Source organism: Bordetella genomosp. 11, assembly GCF_002261215.1.
Classification (GTDB): Bacteria; Pseudomonadota; Gammaproteobacteria; order Burkholderiales; family Burkholderiaceae_B; genus Bordetella_C.
In genome coordinates this window covers 3,234,288-3,252,376 of the sequence record NZ_NEVS01000004.1, presented here as the reverse complement: position 1 = coordinate 3,252,376, position 18,089 = coordinate 3,234,288, and the positions used below count along the sequence as shown (strand labels likewise).

Genomic DNA, 18,089 nt, shown 5'->3' with positions numbered 1-18,089 from the left:
GAATGCCCAATTATAATGAGGCCTATGCCGCGTATTTCAACCGCTTCCCCGCGCGCTTCGCGCAACACGCGCAATGGCCCGTCGCCGTTGCAGATCCGAATTTCCTCTTTGCTGCGCGAAGCCCGGTGGATACTTTTCGCCGCCATGGCCGCGTGGCTGACGCTGGTGCTGGCGACATGGAGTTCCGCCGATCCCGGCTGGTCGCATTCCGTGCCTGCAGGCGTGGTCCACAACAAGGGCGGCACCCTGGGTGCCTACCTGGCCGATATCCTGCTCTATTTGTTCGGATTTTCCGCATGGTGGTGGGTCGTCCTGCTGCTGCACCGCGTGCGGGCGGGCTACCGGCGGCTGGCCGGCCATCTGCGCGCCCCGGGCGGCAATCTCGAACCCCTGCCCCGGGTGCGCTGGGAGCAGGGCGTGGGCTTCGGCATGCTGCTGCTCGGCTCCATGGGCCTGGAAGCGCTGCGCCTGTATACCTTGGGGACGCATCTGCCGGGAAGCGCGGACGGCGGCAGCGGCGCGGGCGGCGTCATCGGGCATACGCTGGCGCAGCAGCTGTCCAGCGCCATCGGCTTTACCGGCGGCACGCTGGTGTTCCTGGTACTGGTTGCCACCGGGCTGAGCCTGTTCTTTTCCTTCTCCTGGCTGGCCATCGCCGAGCGCGTCGGGGGCTTCATCGAAGGCCTGATGCGGCGCGCGCGCGCCACCGTGGACGCGCGCCAGGACCGCAAGCTGGGCGAGGTGGCGCAGGCCGCGCGCACCGAACAGGTGGTCGCCAAGCAGGAAAAACTGGTGCACGAACAGCCCGTGCGCATCGAACCGGCGATTACCGTGGTGCCCAAGTCGGACCGGGTGCAACGTGAGAAACAGCAGACGCTGTTCTCGCCGCCGGACGGCGAGGGCGACCTGCCCACCATCAGCCTGCTCGACCCGCCGCCCGTGATGCAGGAAACCGTGTCGGCGGAAACCATCGAATTCACCTCGCGGCTGATCGAGAAAAAGCTTGCCGATTTCGGGGTCACCGTTACCGTCGTCGCGGCGCAGGCCGGGCCGGTGATCACGCGCTACGAAATCGAGCCCGCCACCGGCGTCAAGGGCAGCCAGGTGGTGAACCTGGCCAAGGACCTGGCGCGCGCGCTCAGCCTGGTCAGCATCCGCGTGGTCGAGACCATCCCCGGCAAGAACCTGATGGGGCTGGAATTGCCCAATCCGCGCCGCCAGATGGTCAAGCTGTCGGAAATCCTGGGCTCGCAGACCTACCACGCCAGCGCCTCCACCGTCACGATGGCCCTGGGCAAGGACATCGCCGGCAACCCGGTCGTCGCCGACCTGGCCAAGATGCCTCACTTGCTGGTGGCCGGTACCACCGGTTCGGGCAAGTCGGTGGGGATCAACGCGATGATCCTGTCGCTGCTGTACAAGGCCGACGCGGCCCAGACCCGGCTCATCCTGATCGACCCGAAGATGCTCGAAATGAGCGTCTACGAAGGCATTCCGCACCTGCTGGCCCCCGTGGTCACCGACATGCGACATGCGGCCAACGCGCTGAACTGGTGCGTGGCCGAAATGGAAAAGCGCTATCGCCTCATGAGCAAAATGGGCGTGCGCAACCTGGCCGGCTTCAATACCAAGATCCGCGACGCCATCAAGCGCGAAGAGCCCATCCCCAATCCGTTCTCGCTGACGCCGGACCAGCCTGAACCGCTGCAACCCTTGCCCACCATCGTCGTGGTGATCGACGAACTGGCCGACCTGATGATGGTCGTGGGCAAGAAGATCGAAGAGCTCATCGCCCGCCTGGCGCAGAAGGCGCGCGCGGCCGGCATCCACCTGATCCTGGCCACGCAGCGTCCCAGCGTGGACGTCATCACGGGCCTGATCAAGGCCAACATCCCGACCCGCATCGCCTTCCAGGTATCGTCCAAGATCGACTCGCGCACGATCCTGGATCAAATGGGCGCCGAGACACTGCTCGGGCAGGGCGATATGTTGTACATGCCGTCGGGCAGCGGGCTGCCGGTGCGCGTGCACGGCGCCTTCGTGTCCGACGACGAAGTCCATCGCGTGGTCGAACACCTGAAGGCGCAGGGCGAACCGAACTACGTCGAAGGCTTGCTGGAAGGCGGCGTCGAAGGCGAAACGGGCGACGGCGTGGGCAGTGTCACCGGGTTCACGGACAGCGAGTCCGACCCGATGTACGACCAGGCCTGCGAGGTGGTGCTCAAGCATCGCCGCGCCTCGATTTCCCTCGTGCAGCGGCATCTGCGCATCGGCTATAACCGCGCGGCGCGCCTGCTGGAACAAATGGAGCAGGCCGGCATGGTCTCCGCCATGCAGTCCAACGGCAACCGCGAAATCCTGGTCCCGGCGTCCGCGCGGGAGGAAGCATGATCCAACTATCACGTCGTCTGGCCGGCCTGGCGTCGGCCGCGGCCCTGTCCCTGTGTATCTGCCTGCCGGCCCATGCCGCGGCGACCGCGCAGGAACAACTGCACGCTTTCGTATCGTCCGTCACGGCGGCCACCGGGTCTTTTACCCAGGCGACCACGGGCGGGCAGCAGTCGCAGCCGCGTCCGCCGCAAAGCGGCACGTTCTCGTTCCAGCGGCCCGGCAAGTTCAAATGGTCCGTGCAGAAGCCCTACGAACAGCTGATCATCGCCGACGGCAAGCAGGTCTATCAGTACGATCCAGACCTGGCCCAGGTGACGGTGCGCAAGGTGGACCAGGCCATCGGCACATCGCCGGCGGCCATTCTGTTCGGGTCCGGGTCCTTGGAGCAGTCCTTCGATGTGTCGGCCCTGCCGGCCCGGGATGGACTGGAGTGGCTGCGCGCCAAGCCGCGCACGACGGACGCGGGTTTCTCCCGCGTCGATATCGGTTTCAAGGACAACCAGCCGGTACGTATCGAGCTGCTGGATGCCTTCGGCCAGACCACGCGCGTCGACCTCTCGAATATCGTGCCCAATCCCCACATCAGCGCGCAGGATTTCCAGTTCACGCCGCCCAAGGGCGTGGACGTGGTCAATATGTGATCAGTCCGGATCGAAGTCCGTGCCCGGCGTCAGCGGGGCATGGCGATAGCTGGCCGGCGTGCGGCTCAGTTTGACCGGCGCGCCCAGGCCCCGGTAATCGTCGCCGATGCCCACGACCATGCCGCGGTGCGCGGTATGCGGATGGTTAAGCGCGGCATCCATGTCCAGCACGGGCGCGGCCGGTACGTTGGCCGTCATCAGCCGGTCCACCAGGCTGGCGGCATCGAAGGCGGACAGCGCCGATTCCAGCAGCGTCTTCAGTTCGGCGCGATGCGTCGATCTTCCCCCCGGCGTGGCGAAGCGCTCGTCCGCGGCCAGCGCCGGGCAGCCCAGTACTTCGCACAGCGTGCCGAACTGCCGGTCGTTGCCGATGGCCAGGAACAGCGGCTCCGTGGCGGTCTGGAAGGTATCGTAGGGATAGATGTTCGGATGCGCGTTGCCGGTCCGGCGCGGCTTGCGCCCATCCATGAACCAGTTCGCCGCATGGGGATGCAGCAGCGACAGCCCGCTGTCGTACAGCGTTGCCTCGACGAACTGCCCCTTGCCGCTGCGGTGGCGTTCCTGCAGGGCCAGCAGCACGCCGATGACGGCGTTCAACCCGGTCACCATGTCGACCACCGGCAGGCCCACCCGCAACGGTTCGCCGCCGGCCTCGCCGTTCACGCTCATGATGCCGCTCATGGCCTGTACCGCCGCGTCGTAGCCCGCCAGGCCGCCGAGCGGCCCATCGGCGCCGAAGCCGGAAACGCGGCACCAGATCAGCCGCGGGAAGCGGCGCGATAGCACGTCATAGCCCATGCCCCAGCGTTCCATGGTGCCGGTCTTGAAGTTCTCTACCAGCACATCGGTATGTTCCAGCAGCTCCAGCAGGCGCTCGCGGCCGGCGGGGCGGGACAGGTCCAGGTGCTGCACGCGCTTGTTGCGGTTCAGCCCCATGTAGTAGGAAGCCACGCCGTCCTTGAACGGCGGTCCCCAGGTGCGCGTATCGTCGCCTTGCGGCGGCTCGATCTTCAGCACGTCGGCGCCATGGTCGCCGAGTATCTGGCCGCAGTACGGGCCGCCCAGGATGCGCGAGATATCGAGTACACGGATGCCGGCCAGCGCGCCGGTGTCGGGGGTAAAGGCCATGAGGCTGCTCCGGGTTGGCCGTATCAGTTCAGCGGGATGCCGGACGACTTGATGACCTTGGCCCACTTGGCTTTTTCTTCCGCGATGAACGCGCCCAATGCCTGCGGCGTATGGTCGGGCGCGGTTTCCAGGCCTTGCGAGGCGAACAGCGCCTTGACCTTGTCGGAATTCAAAGCCTGGACGAAGGCCTTGTTGAGGGTGGCGATGCGGTCCGGCGGCGTACCGGCGGGCGCGACGATGCCGAAGAAGACGCTGACGTCGTAGCCGGGATAGCCTTGTTCGGCGACGGTGGGCACATCGGGCAGCGCGCGCGAGCGCCTGGCCGTGGTGACGCCCAGGGCGCGCAGCTTGCCGGATTCGATGAAGGGCTTGGCGGTCAGCACATCGGTAAAGCTCATGGCCACGTGGTCGCCCAGCAGGTCGTTCAGCGCCGGGCCGGTGCCCTTGTAGGGAATGTGCAGGAAGTCCGTGCCGGCCAGGGCATTGAACATCACGCCCGCCAGATGGGAGGACGCGCCGGTGCCCGACGACGCGAATGCCAGCTTGCCGGGATGGGTCTTGGAATAGGCGACGAGTTCCGGCACGGTCTTGGCGGGGATGCTGGGATTCACCACCAGGATGTTGGGCAGGTAGCCCACGTAGATCACGGGCGCGTAGCTCTTGACGGGATCGTAGTTGATCTGGCTATACAGGCTGGAATTGATGGCCAGCGGTCCGGACGTGCCGAACATCAGCGTATAGCCGTCGGGCTGTGCGCGTGCCACGTATTCGGCCCCGATGTTGCCGTTGGCTCCGGCACGATTCTCCACGATCATGGGCTGCGGCAGGTAGTGGGAAATCTCGGTGGCCAGGGTGCGGCCCATGGCGTCGGTGGGGCCGCCGGGGGGATAGGGAATGACCAGCGTCAAGGGCTTGGACGGGAAGGTGTCGGCCTGGACAGGCGCGGCGCCAACGGTAGCCAGCGCGGCGCAGGCCGTGGACAGCAGGGTCAGGAAAGTGCGCTTGTGCACGGTTTGTCTCCGGTGTTGTTGTAGTCATGCCGTCATGCCATGACGGGGTACAGCAGGGGCCGCGGATACATCGGATGCGGCGGGTAGGGCGATAGAGCAATACAGCGATACAGCGATAGAGCGATACAGCGATGTGGCGGATGCTGCGGATACCCCGGGCGCGCTCAGCGCCATGACTCCGGCAGCTCCCCGGTGGCCAGCGGGTCCCTGGGCAGTACGCGATGCCGCAGGGCCAGTTGCGCCCAGCGCAGGCGGTCGGCCGATCCGGTCGACACCGCTTCCCAGCTCATCGCGATGGCGCTGGTGCAGTGATACAGCGCCGAGGCAGCCTGGCGCGCCAGCACTTCGCCGCCGTCGCGCGCGGCGGCTTGCGCCAGCATGCAGGCGCCCTCCAGCGCCAGGCGCAGCGCCTGGGCATAGTCCGGCGCCAGGTCCGTCCCGTCGAGCAGCGCAAGATTGTGCGCCTTCAATACGGGCAGCGAGTTTTCCCGCTTGATGGCGCGTATCACGTCCAGCGCAACGATATTGCTGGTGCCTTCCCAGATCGAGCCCAGGTGCGCATCGCGCAGCAGGCGCGGGTCGCTCCATTCCTCGATATAGCCGCAGCCGCCGCGCACCTCCATCGCGTCGCCCGTCACCTTGCGGGCATCGCGGCAGGCGCGGAACTTGATCAAGGGTGTCAGGATGCGCAGCAGGGCATAGGCATCCGGCTCTCCGGCATCCGAACTGGCCAAGGCCCGCGCCGTCTGGAACACCATGGTGCGCGCCTGTTCGGCCGGCACGCGCAGCTTGTCCAATTGGCGCCGCATCAAAGGCATATCTTGCAAGGGACGGCCGAAGGCGCGGCGTTCGCGCGCCACGAATTCCGCCTCGGCCACCGCGCGGCGCATCAGGCCCGCCGCCCGCACGCCGTTGGACAGCCGGGAGTTGTTCACCATGTCGGCCATCTGCACGAAGCCGCGTCCCGGCTCGCCGACCAGGTAGGCGACCGCGCCTTCCAGGCGGATTTCGCCGCTGGCCATCGAGCGCGTGCCCAGCTTGTCCTTCAGGCGGATGATGCGGTAGCGATTGGCGCTGCCGTCCGGCAGGCGGCGAGGCAACAGGAACAGCGAAACGCCCTTCAGGCCGTCCGGCGCGCCATCGGGGCGCGCCAATACCATCGCCAGGTCCGCATCGGGATTGGAGCAGAACCACTTGTCGCCATGTAGCCGCCAGTCGCCGTTCTCGTCGCGCCGCGCCGATGTGGCCGTGGCCGCGATATCGGAGCCGGCGGCCTGCTCCGTCATGAACATCGCGCCTTGCGCCAGTTCGTCGAAATCCAGCGAAGTCAGGCGGGGCAGGTAGCGCCGTACCAGTTCGGGATCGCCGAACTTGCGCAGCGTGCGCGTCAGCGAATCCGTCATGGAAACCGGGCAGCACAGGCCGAATTCGGATTGCACGAAGAGGTAGGTCAGCACGTATTTGACGATGGGCGGCATGGGGCCGTGCCAGCCCAGCGTTTCGGTCCGGTGCGACATCGCGCCCAGGCCGAACTCGCTCAGCGCCAGCCGCTCCATTTCGACATAGGCGGGGTGCTTCAGCACGCGCTGTTCATCCAGCCCGCTGCGGCTGCGCATTTGCAGGGTGGGAGGATTGCGGTCGGCGATCCCCGCCAGATCGTCCAGCCGTCCCCCGGCCAGTTCGCCCAGGCGGGTGAAGTGCGGCGTCATGTGTCCCAGCACGTCCGGCGCGAGGTACAGCGGCAGCAGGGCCTGGAGCTGGTCGTCGCAGGCGTAGAAATTCTCGCCGCGGCGGTCCGGTACGGGATGAGGGGCGGCTGCCTGCATGCCGGTGTCTCCTTGTATGGGTTTATGGCGCCGATTCTAGGTCTGCCGCCGATAGGTATCCAATATTGAATATGTCTTGTACGATCCGATCTGTATATCGTCGCACGGGCTCCCGTCGCCATGGAACTGCGTCACCTCCGCTACTTCTCCGTGCTGGCCGAAGAGCTGCACTTCGGCCGTGCCGCGGCACGGCTGGCGATTTCACAGCCGCCTTTGTCCGTGGCGATACGCCAGCTGGAGGACAGCGTCGGCGCGCGCCTGTTCGAACGCAATAGCAAGGAGGTCCGGTTGACGGCGGCGGGGCAGGCCATGCGCGTGTCGGCGCGCAAGATCCTGGCGCAGGCGGAAGAGGCGGCGCTGGAGGCGCGCGATGCGGCGGCGGGCCTGATCGGCAATCTGCGTATCGGCTTTGTCGGTGCCATGCTGTATCGCGGCCTGCCGCAGGCCCTGCGCGGATTCCAGGCGCGCTATCCGGGCGTGCGCATCAAGCTGACGGAAATGAACTCTGGCGAGCAGATCACCGAGCTGATGCACAACGGGCTGGACCTGGGTTTCGTGCATACCAGCCGCATGCCGGAGGAACTGGAAAGCCGCCTGCTGGTATCGGAGCCCTTCGTATGCTGCCTGCCGACGCGGCATCCGCTGGCGCGCAAGGCCAGCGTGCGCCCGGCCGATCTGCGTGACCAGCACCTGGTGCTGTTCAGCCAGGGCGTATCGCCGGATTACCACGACCGCATCCTGTCGATCTGCGCCGAGGCGGGATTCCGTCCGCAGGTCAGGCACGAGGCGCGCCACTGGCTGGCCGTGGTGTCGCTGGTGTCGCAGGGGCTGGGCGTGGCGCTGGTGCCGCAGGCGCTGCGGCACTCGGCCCTGCGGGGCGCGGTGTTCCGTCCGCTGGCGGGCGCGCGCGCCCGCTCCGACGCCTATGGCGTCAGCCGGCGCGACGCCCGCAACCCCCTGATCGGCCGGCTGCTGGACGAATTCGGCGAAACGCCCACCCAAGCCTGACCGCCGCCACCCGCGCCGCATGAAAGAGTTGCAGCCGATCCGGGACGCCGAGGATCCGGCTCCGCCGGTCCTCCACCGTCGCCCCCCTGGGGGAAGCGCGTAGCGCCTCGAGGGTGGCTCTACCCCACGCAAAAAACAGGTGCAGCCGACCCGGGACGCCGAGGATCCGGCTCCGCCGGTCCTCCAGCGTCGCCCCCCTGGGGGGGAAGCGCTCAGCGCTTCGGGGGGGTTCTATACGCCACGCAGTCGATCTCGACTTTCGCATCGACCACCAGGCGCGTTTCCACGCAGGCGCGGGCGGGCGGGTTCGCGCCGAAGTAGGACTTGAACACTTTGTTGAAGGACGCGAAGTCGCGTGCGTCGGCCAGCCATACGCCGCAGCGCACGATGTGTTCGGGGCCATAGCCGGCTTCGGCCAGGATGGCCAGGAGCTGCTGGATCGCCTTGTGCGCCTGCGGCACGATGCCGCCCTCGGTGACCTCGCCATCGTCCATGGGGACCTGGCCGGACACATACAGCCAGCCGTCGGCTGCCACGGCGCTGGAGAATGGCATATGGGTGCCGCCACCGCCGGTGCTGCCGGCCGCGCCGTAGCGGGTGATGCCGTTGGCGTCGGGTTTGGGGGTATCGCTCATGGAAGCTTCCTCGATGGTTCAGTGATTGAACAGGGTGTAGCCGCCGCGCAGGTCGCCCTGCCGCGGCAGCCAGCGGCCGGCGCGGTCGCCGGTCGCGGCGCCGTGCCAGTAGGACAGCGCGCCGTTGACCCATACCGCGTCGATGCCGGCGCAGGCCTGCATCGGCGCATCGAAGGTGGCGCGGTCCATGACCGTTTCCGGATCGAACAACACCAGGTCCGCCCAGTTGCCTTCGCGGATCAAACCGCGATCGCGCAGGCCGAAGCGCGCGGCCGACAGCCCGGTCATCTTGTGCACGGCCTCGGCCAGCGGAAACAGGCCGACGTCGCGGCTGTAATGGCCCAGCACGCGCGGGAATGCGCCCCACAGGCGGGGATGCGGATGCGGGTCGTTGGGCAGGCCATCCGAGCCGATCATCGTCAGCTTGTGGGCCAGCACGCGGCGCACGTCGTCCTCGCGCATGCCGTGATACACCGCGCCGGCGGGCTGTAGCCGGCGGGCGGCATCCATCAGCGGTACATCCCAGTCGCGCGCGATATCGGCCAGCTTGCGCCCGGCCTGTTCGGGATGCGGAGTGGACCAGGTGATATCGATGTCGAAGTCGTCGGTGACCTGCTTCAGGTCCAGTGTGGAAGAGCTGGCGGAATAGGGGTAGCAGTCGCAACCGACGTGCTGCATCCGGCCCGCGCCTTCCAGGCTGGCCAGGACTTCGGTGGTGCGCCCCCAGTTGCCGGCGCCGGCGCATTTCAGGTGCGAGATGACCAGCGGCACGCGAGCATGGCGCGCGACGTCGTAGGCCTCGTGCATGGCCTCGATGATCTCGGCGAATTCCGATCGCAGGTGCGTGGTGTACAGGGCGCCGAACTCGTCCAGCACTTCCGCCAGCGCCTTGACTTCGTCGGTGCTGGCGCTGAAGGCGGAGGCGTAGGCCAGCCCCGTGCTCAGTCCGATGGCGCCGTGGGCCAGGGCATCGCGCAGCTGCTCGCGCATCGCCTCGATCTCGGCCGGCGTGGCGACGCGGTCCAGGCGGTCCATGTGGTTGTTGCGCAGGGCGGTATGGCCGATCAGGGCGGCCACATTGACGGCGGGCCCGGCGCGGTCGACCGCGGCCGTATAGTCGGCGAACGTGGGGTATCGGAAGTCGTCCTCGCGGCCCAGCAGGTTCATCGGGTCCGGCACTTCGCCGCGCAGCCGCACCGGCGATGCGCTGATGCCGCAATTGCCCACCACCACGGTCGTCACGCCCTGCGAAAGCTTGGGCAGCATATCGGGGGTGCGGATGACGTTGGTGTCGTCGTGCGTGTGCACGTCGATGAAGCCGGGCGCCAGTACGCGGCGGCGTCCGTCGATCCGGGCCCGTGCCGGCACGTCGTCGGCTACGCCTATCGCCGCGATGCGGCCTTCGCGCAATGCCACATTGGCCTGGAATTCGGCCGCCCCGCTGCCGTCCAGCACGCGGACGGAGCCGATCAGGGTGTCGTACATCGTGTCAATCTCCAAGCGGCAGGCGGTTGGGCCCGCCGCGGTATTCGTCCAGCGCCAGCTTGATGCGGCGCAGGCGGTCGCGGGTTTCCTCTTGCCGCGCCATGGCCAGTTCGGTGGCCAGCAGGTCGATGGCCAGCATCATCGCGTAGCGCGACGACGATGGCTTGTAGATGAAGTCGGTTTCGTCGGTGCGCACGGGGATGACCACATCGGCCAGTTGCGCCAGCGGCGCGGTGGCGTCCGTCAGCGCCACGATGCGCGCGCGGTATTGCTTGACGATGCGCGCGCCGGACAGCATTTCCGGGGTCAACCCGGAGGCCGACAGCATGATCACCGCGTCGCGCTCGTCCAGGGTGGCGGCGACCATGCGCAGCAGTACGGCGTCGCTGTAGGCCGCCACGGGATAGCCCAGGCGGACCAGGCGCGACTGCATTTCCTGCGCCAGTACCGCGGACGCGCCCCCCATGCCGAATACATAGGTCATGCGCGCGCCGCGCACGATCTCCATCGCGTCCTCGAACAGGGTTTCCGTGTAAAGCGGCAGATGCGCGCGCAGCGTGCTTTCGATATCCGCGTAGATGCGCGCGTAGAAGGTGCTTTCCTCCGCCGGTACGCTGCGGTCGAGAAAGCGCGTGCCCACGGCGCTGGCCTGGGCCAGTTTCATCTTCAGGTCGCGCGTATCGTCGCAGCCCACCGAACGCGCGAAGCGGGAGATCGTGGCGATGCTGACGCCGGCCTTGCCGGCCAGCTGGTCCACCGTGGCGCCGGCCGCCATCGCGATGTCGTCCAGGATGGCGTCGGCGACTTTGCGTTCGGTCGCGCTGAGCGTATCGCGGCAGCTGCGGATCTGGTAGACGATGTCGCGGATCTGGGTCATGGCGGTTCTTCGTGGCAACGGGGGCTGGCCTTCAGGCCAGTTCGGCGGCGCGCAGGCAGGCCACCATCTGGCCGCCGCCCACCGCTTCGGGCTGCGGTACGGTTTGGGCGCAGGCGTCGATCGCGTGCGGGCAGCGCGTGCGGAACACGCAGCCCGAAGGCGGATCCACGGGGCTGGGGATATCGCCTTTCAACAGGATGCGGTTGCGCGGCGCGCGCGGGTCGGGCACCGGCGCCGCCGACAGCAGGGCGCGAGTATACGGGTGCCGCGGAGCCGCATACACCCGGCGCGTCGGTCCGCTTTCCATGACCCGGCCCAGGTACAGCACGACCACTTCGTCGCAGAGGTAGTTCACCACCGCCAGGTCGTGGGCAACGAACAGCATGGCCAGGCCAAGATCGCGCTGCAGGTCCTGCAGCAGGTTCAGCACCTGGGCTTGCACGGAGACGTCGAGGGCCGATACGGGTTCGTCCGCGACGATGAAGTCCGGCTCGACCGCCAGGGCGCGCGCGATGCCGATGCGCTGGCGCTGGCCGCCGGAAAACTCGTGCGGATAGCGCCTGGCGTGGTCGGCGTTCAGCCCGACGCGCGTCAGCAATTCGGCGATGCGTTCATGCCGGCGATCGCGCGCCAGTTTGTGCGTGTCCAGGGCCTCGCCCAGGATCTCGGACACGGTCATGCGCGGATTCAGGCTGGCATACGGGTCCTGGAATACGATCTGCATGCGGCGGCGCCAGGGCAGCATGGCGCCCTCGTCCAGGTGGCTCAGGTCGGCGCCGTCGAACAGCACGCGGCCGCCGGTGGCGGGTAGCAGGCGCAGCAGCGCGCGGCCGGTCGTGGTCTTGCCCGAACCGGATTCGCCGACCAGGCCGACGATCGAATTGCGCCCGACGTCGAAGCTGACGCCGTCGACCGCCTTGACGACGGGCGCGCCGCGGCGCGACGAGGTGGGGAAATGCACCCGCAGGTCCTGCACGCGCAGCAAGGGGCGGGCGTCGCCGGGCGGGCCGGCATCGGCCGCCGGGCCGTTTCCGGCGGTGCTGGCATGGGCGGAGGCGTCGGTCATGGCGTCCATCAGGCAGGAGTCACTTTGATGCAGCGTGCGCGGTGGCCTCCGCGCACGTCGGTCAGGTCGGGTACCGCCCGCGTGCAGGCGTCGGAAGCCAGCTCGCAACGCGGCGCGTAGGTACAGCCGGCCGGCAGGTCCAGCACGCTCGGCACGTTGCCCGGAATGGCCCGCAGCCGTTCGCCGCTGGCGAGCAGGGCGTCGGTGGGAATGCAGGAGAGCAAGCCGCGCGTGTAGGGGTGGCTGGGGCGTTCGAAGAGGTCGTAGACGTCGGCATCCTCGACGACGCGGCCGGCATACATGACGGCCACGCGGTGGGCGATTTCCGCCACCACGCCCAGGTTGTGCGTGATGAACAGGATGCTCATGCCCGATTCGGCCTGCAGGCGGCGCAGCAGGTCCAGGATCTGCGCCTGCACCGTCACGTCCAGTGCGGTCGTGGGTTCGTCCGCGATCAGCACGGAGGGGTTGCAGGCCAGCGCCAGGGCGATCATCACGCGTTGGCGCATGCCACCCGACATCTGGTGCGGATACTCGTGCACGCGCCGCGCGGCGGCGGGGATCTCGACGCGTTCAAGCATTTCCCGCGCGCGGTCCAGCGCGGCGGCGCGCGTACCGCCTTCATGCTGCAGCACCGCTTCGGCGATCTGGTCGCCCACGGTGTACAGCGGGTTCAGGCTGGTCATCGGTTCCTGGAAGATCATGGCGATCTCCTTGCCGCGGATGTCGCGCATGCGCGCCGCCGATGCCTTCGCCAGGTCGTGCTCCACGCCGTCGCGGCCGCGGAAGCGGATGCTGCCCGACTCGATGCGCCCGGCCGGCTTGGGCAGCAGGCCCATGATGGACAGGCTGGTCACCGATTTGCCGGAGCCGGATTCGCCGACGATGGCCAGCGTTTCGCCGCGCGCCAGGTCGAAGGTCACGCCGTCCACCGATCTGGCGATGCCGTCACGGCTATGAAACCACGTCTTGAGTCCTTCCACCGAAAGAACGACGTCGCGTGTGCTTGCCGTCATGGCTTACAACTCCTTGCGCAGGCGCGGGTCCAGCACGTCGCGCAACCCGTCGCCCACCAATTGCAGGGACAGCACCGACAACACGATGGCGATGCCCGGAAAAATCATGATCCAGTCCGCCGATCCCATGTATTGCTGCCCCGCGTTGATCATGGTGCCCCAGGTGGGGATATCAGGCGATACGCCCACGCCCAGGAAAGACAGGCCCGCTTCGGCCAGGATGGCGTAGGCGAAGATGAACGTGCCCTGCACCAGGATGGGGGAAACCAGGTTGCGCAGCACGTGCACGGCGACGATGCGGCGGGTCGGCACGCCCAGCGCGCGCGCGGCCTCCACGAACGGCAGTTCGCGGATCACCAGCGTGGACGCGCGCACGATGCGCGCCAGGCGCGGCGTATAGACGATGCCCAGCGCGATCACGACGTTCAGTACCGAAGGGCCCAGCGCGGCCACCAGCGAGATCGCCAGCAGAATGTCCGGAAAGGCCATCATGGCGTCGATCAGCCGCGACACGAATTTGTCGGCGCGGCGGAAGAAACCCGCAATCAGCCCCAGCACGATTCCCAGTATGCTGGACAGCACCACCACGGAAAAGCCCACCGTCAGCGACAGGCGCCCGCCGTAGATGACGCGGCTGAAGACGTCGCGGCCGAAATCGTCGGTGCCGAACCAGTGCGCGGCGCCGGGCGGCTTCAGGCGGTTCACGATGGACAGCTTGAAGGGATCGTAGGGGCTGATCAGCGGCGCCAGCAGGGCGGCGCCCACCAGCACGATCAGGACGATCAGGCTCAGCAGCACGGTCTTGCGCGCGACCAGCAGGCGCAGCACCTGCCAGCGTTCGCCGCCGGCTTGCGAGGAAATGGCCATGGACATCAGTAGCGCACCCGCGGGTCGACCGCCAGATAAAGCAGGTCGATGAGTAGGTTGATCAGTACGTAGATCGCCGCGACGACCAGCAGGGCGCCCTGGATCACCGGATAGTCCCGGCGCAGCACCGCGGACACCACCAGGCTGCCCACGCCGGGCAGGCCGAATACGGTTTCGGTAACCACCGCGCCGCTGACCAGCAGGGCCGTGGTCAGGCCCAGGACGGTCAGGATGGGGATCAGCGCGTTGCGCACGGCATGCTTGAGGATCACCTTGCGTTCCGGCAGCCCCTTGGCGCGCGCCGTGCGCACATAGTCGTCGCGCAGCACGTCCAGCATGCTGGCGCGGATAAAGCGCGTGATCAGCGCGGAATTGACCAGGCCCAGCACGACGGCCGGCAGGATCAGATGGCTGAGCCGCGTGCCGAACGAGGCATCCGGCCCGCCATAGCCCGACACCGGCAGCCAGCCGAGCTTTACCGCGAAGACCTGCATCAGCAGCAATCCCAGCCAGAAGCTGGGCACGCTGGAGGTGAACATGGAAAAACTCAGTACGGACTGGTCCAGCGCGGTGCCGCGCCTGACCGCCGACAGGATGCCTACCGGCAGCGCGATGGCGGTGGCGATCAGCAGCGACATCAGCGTCAGCCAGAAGGTCGGCTCGGCGCGATCGGCCAGCGCCGACAGCACCGGCTTGTTCAGAAAGATGGATTGGCCCAGGTCGCCGCGCGCCAGCTGGCCCAGCCACGTCACGTATTGCACGGGCAGTGGCCGGTCCAGTCCCAGGCGCGCGCGCAGGGCCGAAATATCCTGCTGGCTGGCCTCGGGACCGAGCATCACCGCGGCCGGGTCGCCGGGCGTGACCCGGATGATCACGAAGACGATCGTGGCCACCAGGAACATGACGGCGACCAGGCCGACCAGGCGGTTGAATAGATAGGACAACACAGGGAATCCTCGATGCGCCGCTTACTTCGACGCCTTCCACGCATTCCAGAAGTACGGCCAGGGCGCCGGCGTCACGCCTTCCAGCGCGGGCGACTTGGCCGCCACCGCGTTGAAGTCGCCCACCTTGATGAAGGGCACTTCATCGAATATGGCCTGCTGAACGTCGCTCCAGAGCTTGACGCGTTCTTCCTGCGACGTGGCGCGGTTGAAAGCGTCCAGGACCTGGTTGCGGCGCGGCGTGTCCCACCATCCCGGTGAGTTCTTGGACGGGAAGTCGATCAGCGCCGGTTCCGGCAGGAAGGGGCTGTGCGTAATGAAGATGTCCCACAGGGCGGGATCCTGGCGGCGCTGTGTCAGCGTGGCCCAGTCGACCACCTGCATGTCCACCTTGAAGCCGGCCTGCTTCAGGTACTCGGCGGCGACCAGGGCCATCTTGTAGTGGAATTCGTACTGCTGGCTGGTCAGGATGCGGATGGTGCGGTCGGGAATGCCGGAGGCGGCGATCAGCTTCTTGGCGCCCTCGGTATCGCCCTTGTTGTAGGCCTTGGTACCGCGATCGGTGTACCAGGGGTAGCCCTTGGGATACATGGCGCCGTCGACCGTGTAGTAATCCGTGCTGCCGAAGGCGGCGGCCAGCATGTCTTCTTCGTTCAGCGCCATTTGCACGGCCTGGCGCATCTTCAGGTTGGACATGATGCCCTGCTTGGTATTCAGGACCAGGCGGGGCCAGCCGAAAGGCTTGAGCAGGACGGCCTGCGACTTGCTCGACTTCAGCTTGCTGGCGGATTCCACGGCGATCGAATCGACGTAGTCGTACTGGCCCGCCACCGCGCTTTCCAGCCGCGTATTCGCGTTGGGCACCGGCACGAAGCGGATTTCGTCCAGGTTCTGCTCGCGCGCGCCACCGTAGCCGTCGGGCTGGCCGGCGCGGGACTTATAGCCCGGGAAGCGCACCAGTTGCAGGTATTGATCGGGCACGCGGGCCTTGACCATATAGGGACCGGTACCGATGTAGTCGGTGATTGTCGCCGCGATCTTGCTCTTGGGCATGATGACCGCCGCGGCGTTGTTCATGGCCAGCAGGGCCGTCAACGGCGCATAGGGCTGCGTCAGGCTGATGCGCACGGTGTGGTCGTCGGCCGCTTCGATGGCCTTGATCAGCGGGGCGGTCTGCTTGCCGCGCGTGGCCGTGGTGGTCCAGCGCTGCAGCGACGCGATAACGTCGTCCACGGTCATCTTGCTGCCGTCATGGAAGCTGACGTCGGTGCGCAGGGGGATGGTCACGGTCAGGCCGTCGGCACTGACGGTGGGCAGCGCCTGCGCCAGCAGCGGCGTCAGGTTCCACTTGGCGTCGAAGGTGTACAGCGTTTCGTAGATGTGCTGGCTGATCATGCCGACCAGGTCGGCGGTGCTGGCCATCGGGTCCAGCGTCGGCGGCTCGCCGATGGTGGCTACCGAGATCGTGCCGCCCTTGACGGGCGCCGCGTGTGCGGGACCGGCCAAAGCGGCCACGCCCAGCGCGGCCGCCAGCAGAAGGGTTTTCAGCCCGTCGCGGCGACGGGAGACCAATGCGTTCATCGGGTGTGCTCCAGAAGGTCAGGACGGACGGTGCCGCCGGGCGGAAGATTCCAGATCGGAAAGCGGTTGCGGCGACGGCGCCGACAGCGCGGTCAGAAAAAGGTTTGCGCGATATCCACCACGCGGTAGTCGTCGTCCACCAGCAGGACCTGCTTCCATTTGTCGAAAGTCAGGCAGGGATGGGAGATGTCGAAGCCGATCATGTCGCCGACCTGGATGTCGTCGCCATCGGCGATGCGCATGAAGGCGTGCTGGTCCATCATCGCGGTGACTTCCCAGCCGGACGGGGCCGGCGAGGGGGCCGGGCCGCCGCGCGGGGCGGCGCCCGGGCGGAAGTGCCGCGCGGGCACGGGCAGGCCCGCGTCGAAGGCGGCGTCGCGCTTGCCCATGCCGATGATGGCGCGGCCCGGTTCGGGCAGCGATTGCACATAGGCCCAGACCTGCAACGCCGGCATCAGGCCGGGTGCCATGCCGCGGGCCACGTCGTTGTCGCGGCCGATGCGTTCGGCGGCGCCGCGATAGATACCCACGTCGTGGCTGAGATAGCAGCCGGGCCGCAGCACGATGTCCAGCGGGCGGCCGATGTCCAGGCCGGAGAACTCCTGCGCCACGACGTCGAACCACGCCGACCCGGCACCGGTCAGGATCGCCGTGCCCGCCGCCAGCCGGCCCTGCGCCTGCAGGCCGCGCAGGGTGGACACCGCGCGGCGCAGGAAGTCGCGGATGCTGTTTTCGTCGGACAGCACGCCTTCGTACAGCTCCACGCCGGCCAGCGCCAGCGAGTCCGGCCAGCGTGCCACTTCGTCGGCCACGCGCTGGAGCGCGGCGTCGTCGCGCACACCGGTACGGCCGCCGGGCACGCCCAGTTCGACCAGCACCCGCAGCACGCGGCCCTGTCCGGCGAAGTATTCGCCCAACCGCGCGATATTGGCCGGGTCATCGACCAGGCAGCAGAATTCGAAGGACGGGTCCTCCAGCATCCGGGCGACCAGCGCCATGTTGGCGCGGCCCACCAGCTGGTTGGCCATCAGGATGCGCCGCACACCGTACCGGTAGGCCGCATGGACCTGCGGCGCGGTAGCCAGCGTGATGCCCCAGGCGCCGTGTTGCAGCTGGCGATGGAACAGGGCGGGGCTCATGGTCGTCTTGCCGTGCGGCGCCAACTGCACCTTGTAGGCGCGCATGAATTCCTGCATCCACGCCAGGTTGTGGCGGACACGGGACTCGTAAAGGACGGCCGCGGGCAGGCTGACATCTTCGGCCAGCAGGTTCCAGCCCAGGCTGGCGGCCTGGGCCGGCGTACAGCCGGCGGGAAGGGAACCGAGACCTTTTCCGACGGGGTCGAGGACGGGATAGGAAGGCTGGGAATCGGTCATGGCGCCACCGCTCGTGAAAACTTTTACCGGGAAATCCGTTTTTTGCGATTATCCTGAAAATTATTTACATGACGCCAGCCGGGGTTTACCCGAAGATGCGGGCTCTTCCGAGGATTGGCGGGCATTACCAACCCTACTCGCTGCTTTCGATCCCGCGCCGACGCCTAGAATGCGAGCCAAACGTTTTGTAACAACCGCGCGCAGTACAGAGGATGGCCCCTGGGCCGTGTGCCCGCGC

General features: G+C 67.5%; 15 protein-coding genes. 3 read left to right on the top strand and 12 right to left on the bottom strand.

From position 1 onward, the window contains the following. Nucleotides 1-24: 24 nt before the first annotated feature. Together CAL28_RS22250 and lolA are read left to right on the top strand one after the other, a co-directional pair. Nucleotides 25-2,391 carry a DNA translocase FtsK gene (locus CAL28_RS22250; RefSeq protein ID WP_094843360.1) on the top strand — a complete coding sequence of 789 codons (2,367 nt, stop codon included), beginning with the start codon at nucleotides 25-27 and terminating at the stop codon, nucleotides 2,389-2,391. Further along, entirely contained in the window at nucleotides 2,391-3,032 is a 642-nt protein-coding gene (gene lolA, locus CAL28_RS22245; RefSeq protein WP_440588445.1) for an outer membrane lipoprotein chaperone LolA, read from the top strand. The genes CAL28_RS22250 and lolA overlap by 1 nt, the downstream gene beginning before the upstream one ends. On the opposite strand, the gene CAL28_RS22240 is transcribed toward lolA, so the two are convergent. The 3 genes from CAL28_RS22240 to CAL28_RS22230 form a co-directional block, all read right to left on the bottom strand. Further along, nucleotides 3,033-4,160, bottom strand: a complete 1,128-nt coding sequence (locus CAL28_RS22240; RefSeq protein WP_094843358.1) for a CaiB/BaiF CoA transferase family protein — start codon at nucleotides 4,158-4,160, stop codon at nucleotides 3,033-3,035. 23 nt (nucleotides 4,161-4,183) lie between these two features. Beyond that, the gene (locus tag CAL28_RS22235) at nucleotides 4,184-5,170 is read right to left on the bottom strand and encodes a Bug family tripartite tricarboxylate transporter substrate binding protein (RefSeq protein ID WP_440588412.1); all 987 of its coding nucleotides are present in this window, start codon (nucleotides 5,168-5,170) and stop codon (nucleotides 4,184-4,186) included. A 164-nt stretch (nucleotides 5,171-5,334) separates the two neighbouring features. After that, complete coding sequence (locus CAL28_RS22230) at nucleotides 5,335-6,996, bottom strand: acyl-CoA dehydrogenase family protein (protein WP_094843357.1); 1,662 nt, start codon at nucleotides 6,994-6,996, stop codon at nucleotides 5,335-5,337. Between the two features lie 120 nt (nucleotides 6,997-7,116). On the opposite strand from CAL28_RS22230, the gene CAL28_RS22225 reads away from it, so the two are divergent. Then, on the top strand, nucleotides 7,117-8,004 hold the full coding sequence (locus CAL28_RS22225; protein ID WP_094843356.1) for a LysR family transcriptional regulator: 888 nt from the start codon (nucleotides 7,117-7,119) through the stop codon (nucleotides 8,002-8,004). 212 nt (nucleotides 8,005-8,216) lie between these two features. Here the strand turns inward: CAL28_RS22225 and CAL28_RS22220 are convergent, their stop codons facing one another. The 9 genes from CAL28_RS22220 to CAL28_RS22180 all read right to left on the bottom strand — a co-directional run bounded on the left by CAL28_RS22220 (nucleotide 8,217) and on the right by CAL28_RS22180 (nucleotide 17,851). Beyond that, nucleotides 8,217-8,639, bottom strand: a complete 423-nt coding sequence (locus CAL28_RS22220; RefSeq protein WP_094843355.1) for a RidA family protein — start codon at nucleotides 8,637-8,639, stop codon at nucleotides 8,217-8,219. A gap of 18 nt (nucleotides 8,640-8,657) precedes the next feature. Continuing rightward, nucleotides 8,658-10,124 (bottom strand): N-acyl-D-amino-acid deacylase family protein, encoded by a 1,467-nt coding sequence (locus CAL28_RS22215; RefSeq protein WP_094843354.1) that lies wholly within the window; start codon nucleotides 10,122-10,124, stop codon nucleotides 8,658-8,660. 4 nt (nucleotides 10,125-10,128) lie between these two features. After that, nucleotides 10,129-11,001, bottom strand: a complete 873-nt coding sequence (locus CAL28_RS22210) for a MurR/RpiR family transcriptional regulator (protein ID WP_094843353.1) — start codon at nucleotides 10,999-11,001, stop codon at nucleotides 10,129-10,131. Nucleotides 11,002-11,032: 31 nt separating this feature from the next. Continuing rightward, nucleotides 11,033-12,076 (bottom strand): ABC transporter ATP-binding protein, encoded by a 1,044-nt coding sequence (locus CAL28_RS22205; protein WP_440588411.1) that lies wholly within the window; start codon nucleotides 12,074-12,076, stop codon nucleotides 11,033-11,035. Then, complete coding sequence (locus CAL28_RS22200) at nucleotides 12,076-13,083, bottom strand: ABC transporter ATP-binding protein (protein ID WP_094843352.1); 1,008 nt, start codon at nucleotides 13,081-13,083, stop codon at nucleotides 12,076-12,078. The genes CAL28_RS22205 and CAL28_RS22200 overlap by 1 nt, the downstream gene beginning before the upstream one ends. 3 nt (nucleotides 13,084-13,086) lie before the next feature. After that, the gene (locus tag CAL28_RS22195) at nucleotides 13,087-13,956 is read right to left on the bottom strand and encodes an ABC transporter permease (protein WP_094843351.1); all 870 of its coding nucleotides are present in this window, start codon (nucleotides 13,954-13,956) and stop codon (nucleotides 13,087-13,089) included. Then, a complete protein-coding gene (locus tag CAL28_RS22190; protein ID WP_094843350.1) occupies nucleotides 13,956-14,897 on the bottom strand; it encodes an ABC transporter permease in 942 nt (313 codons plus the stop codon). Before CAL28_RS22190 ends, CAL28_RS22195 begins: the two co-directional genes overlap by 1 nt. Before the next feature lie 21 nt (nucleotides 14,898-14,918). Beyond that, entirely contained in the window at nucleotides 14,919-16,475 is a 1,557-nt protein-coding gene (locus CAL28_RS22185; protein WP_094843349.1) for an ABC transporter substrate-binding protein, read from the bottom strand. A gap of 92 nt (nucleotides 16,476-16,567) precedes the next feature. Then, nucleotides 16,568-17,851, bottom strand: a complete 1,284-nt coding sequence (locus tag CAL28_RS22180; RefSeq protein WP_094843348.1) for an amino acid deaminase — start codon at nucleotides 17,849-17,851, stop codon at nucleotides 16,568-16,570. Between the last annotated feature and the right edge of the window lie 238 nt (nucleotides 17,852-18,089).

Bases quoted from the DNA above. Each gene is read 5' to 3' on its own strand.
- CAL28_RS22250 (WP_094843360.1), top strand. From the start codon at position 25: ATGCCGCGTATTTCAACCGCTTCCCCGCGCGCTTCGCGCAACACGCGC.
- CAL28_RS22240 (WP_094843358.1), bottom strand. From the start codon at position 4,160: ATGGCCTTTACCCCCGACACCGGCGCGCTGGCCGGCATCCGTGTACTC.
- CAL28_RS22230 (WP_094843357.1), bottom strand. From the start codon at position 6,996: ATGCAGGCAGCCGCCCCTCATCCCGTACCGGACCGCCGCGGCGAGAAT.
- CAL28_RS22225 (WP_094843356.1), top strand. From the start codon at position 7,117: ATGGAACTGCGTCACCTCCGCTACTTCTCCGTGCTGGCCGAAGAGCTG.
- CAL28_RS22220 (WP_094843355.1), bottom strand. From the start codon at position 8,639: ATGAGCGATACCCCCAAACCCGACGCCAACGGCATCACCCGCTACGGC.
- CAL28_RS22215 (WP_094843354.1), bottom strand. From the start codon at position 10,124: ATGTACGACACCCTGATCGGCTCCGTCCGCGTGCTGGACGGCAGCGGG.
- CAL28_RS22210 (WP_094843353.1), bottom strand. From the start codon at position 11,001: ATGACCCAGATCCGCGACATCGTCTACCAGATCCGCAGCTGCCGCGAT.
- CAL28_RS22205 (WP_440588411.1), bottom strand. From the start codon at position 12,076: ATGGACGCCATGACCGACGCCTCCGCCCATGCCAGCACCGCCGGAAAC.
- CAL28_RS22200 (WP_094843352.1), bottom strand. From the start codon at position 13,083: ATGACGGCAAGCACACGCGACGTCGTTCTTTCGGTGGAAGGACTCAAG.
- CAL28_RS22195 (WP_094843351.1), bottom strand. From the start codon at position 13,956: ATGTCCATGGCCATTTCCTCGCAAGCCGGCGGCGAACGCTGGCAGGTG.
- CAL28_RS22185 (WP_094843349.1), bottom strand. From the start codon at position 16,475: ATGAACGCATTGGTCTCCCGTCGCCGCGACGGGCTGAAAACCCTTCTG.
- CAL28_RS22180 (WP_094843348.1), bottom strand. From the start codon at position 17,851: ATGACCGATTCCCAGCCTTCCTATCCCGTCCTCGACCCCGTCGGAAAA.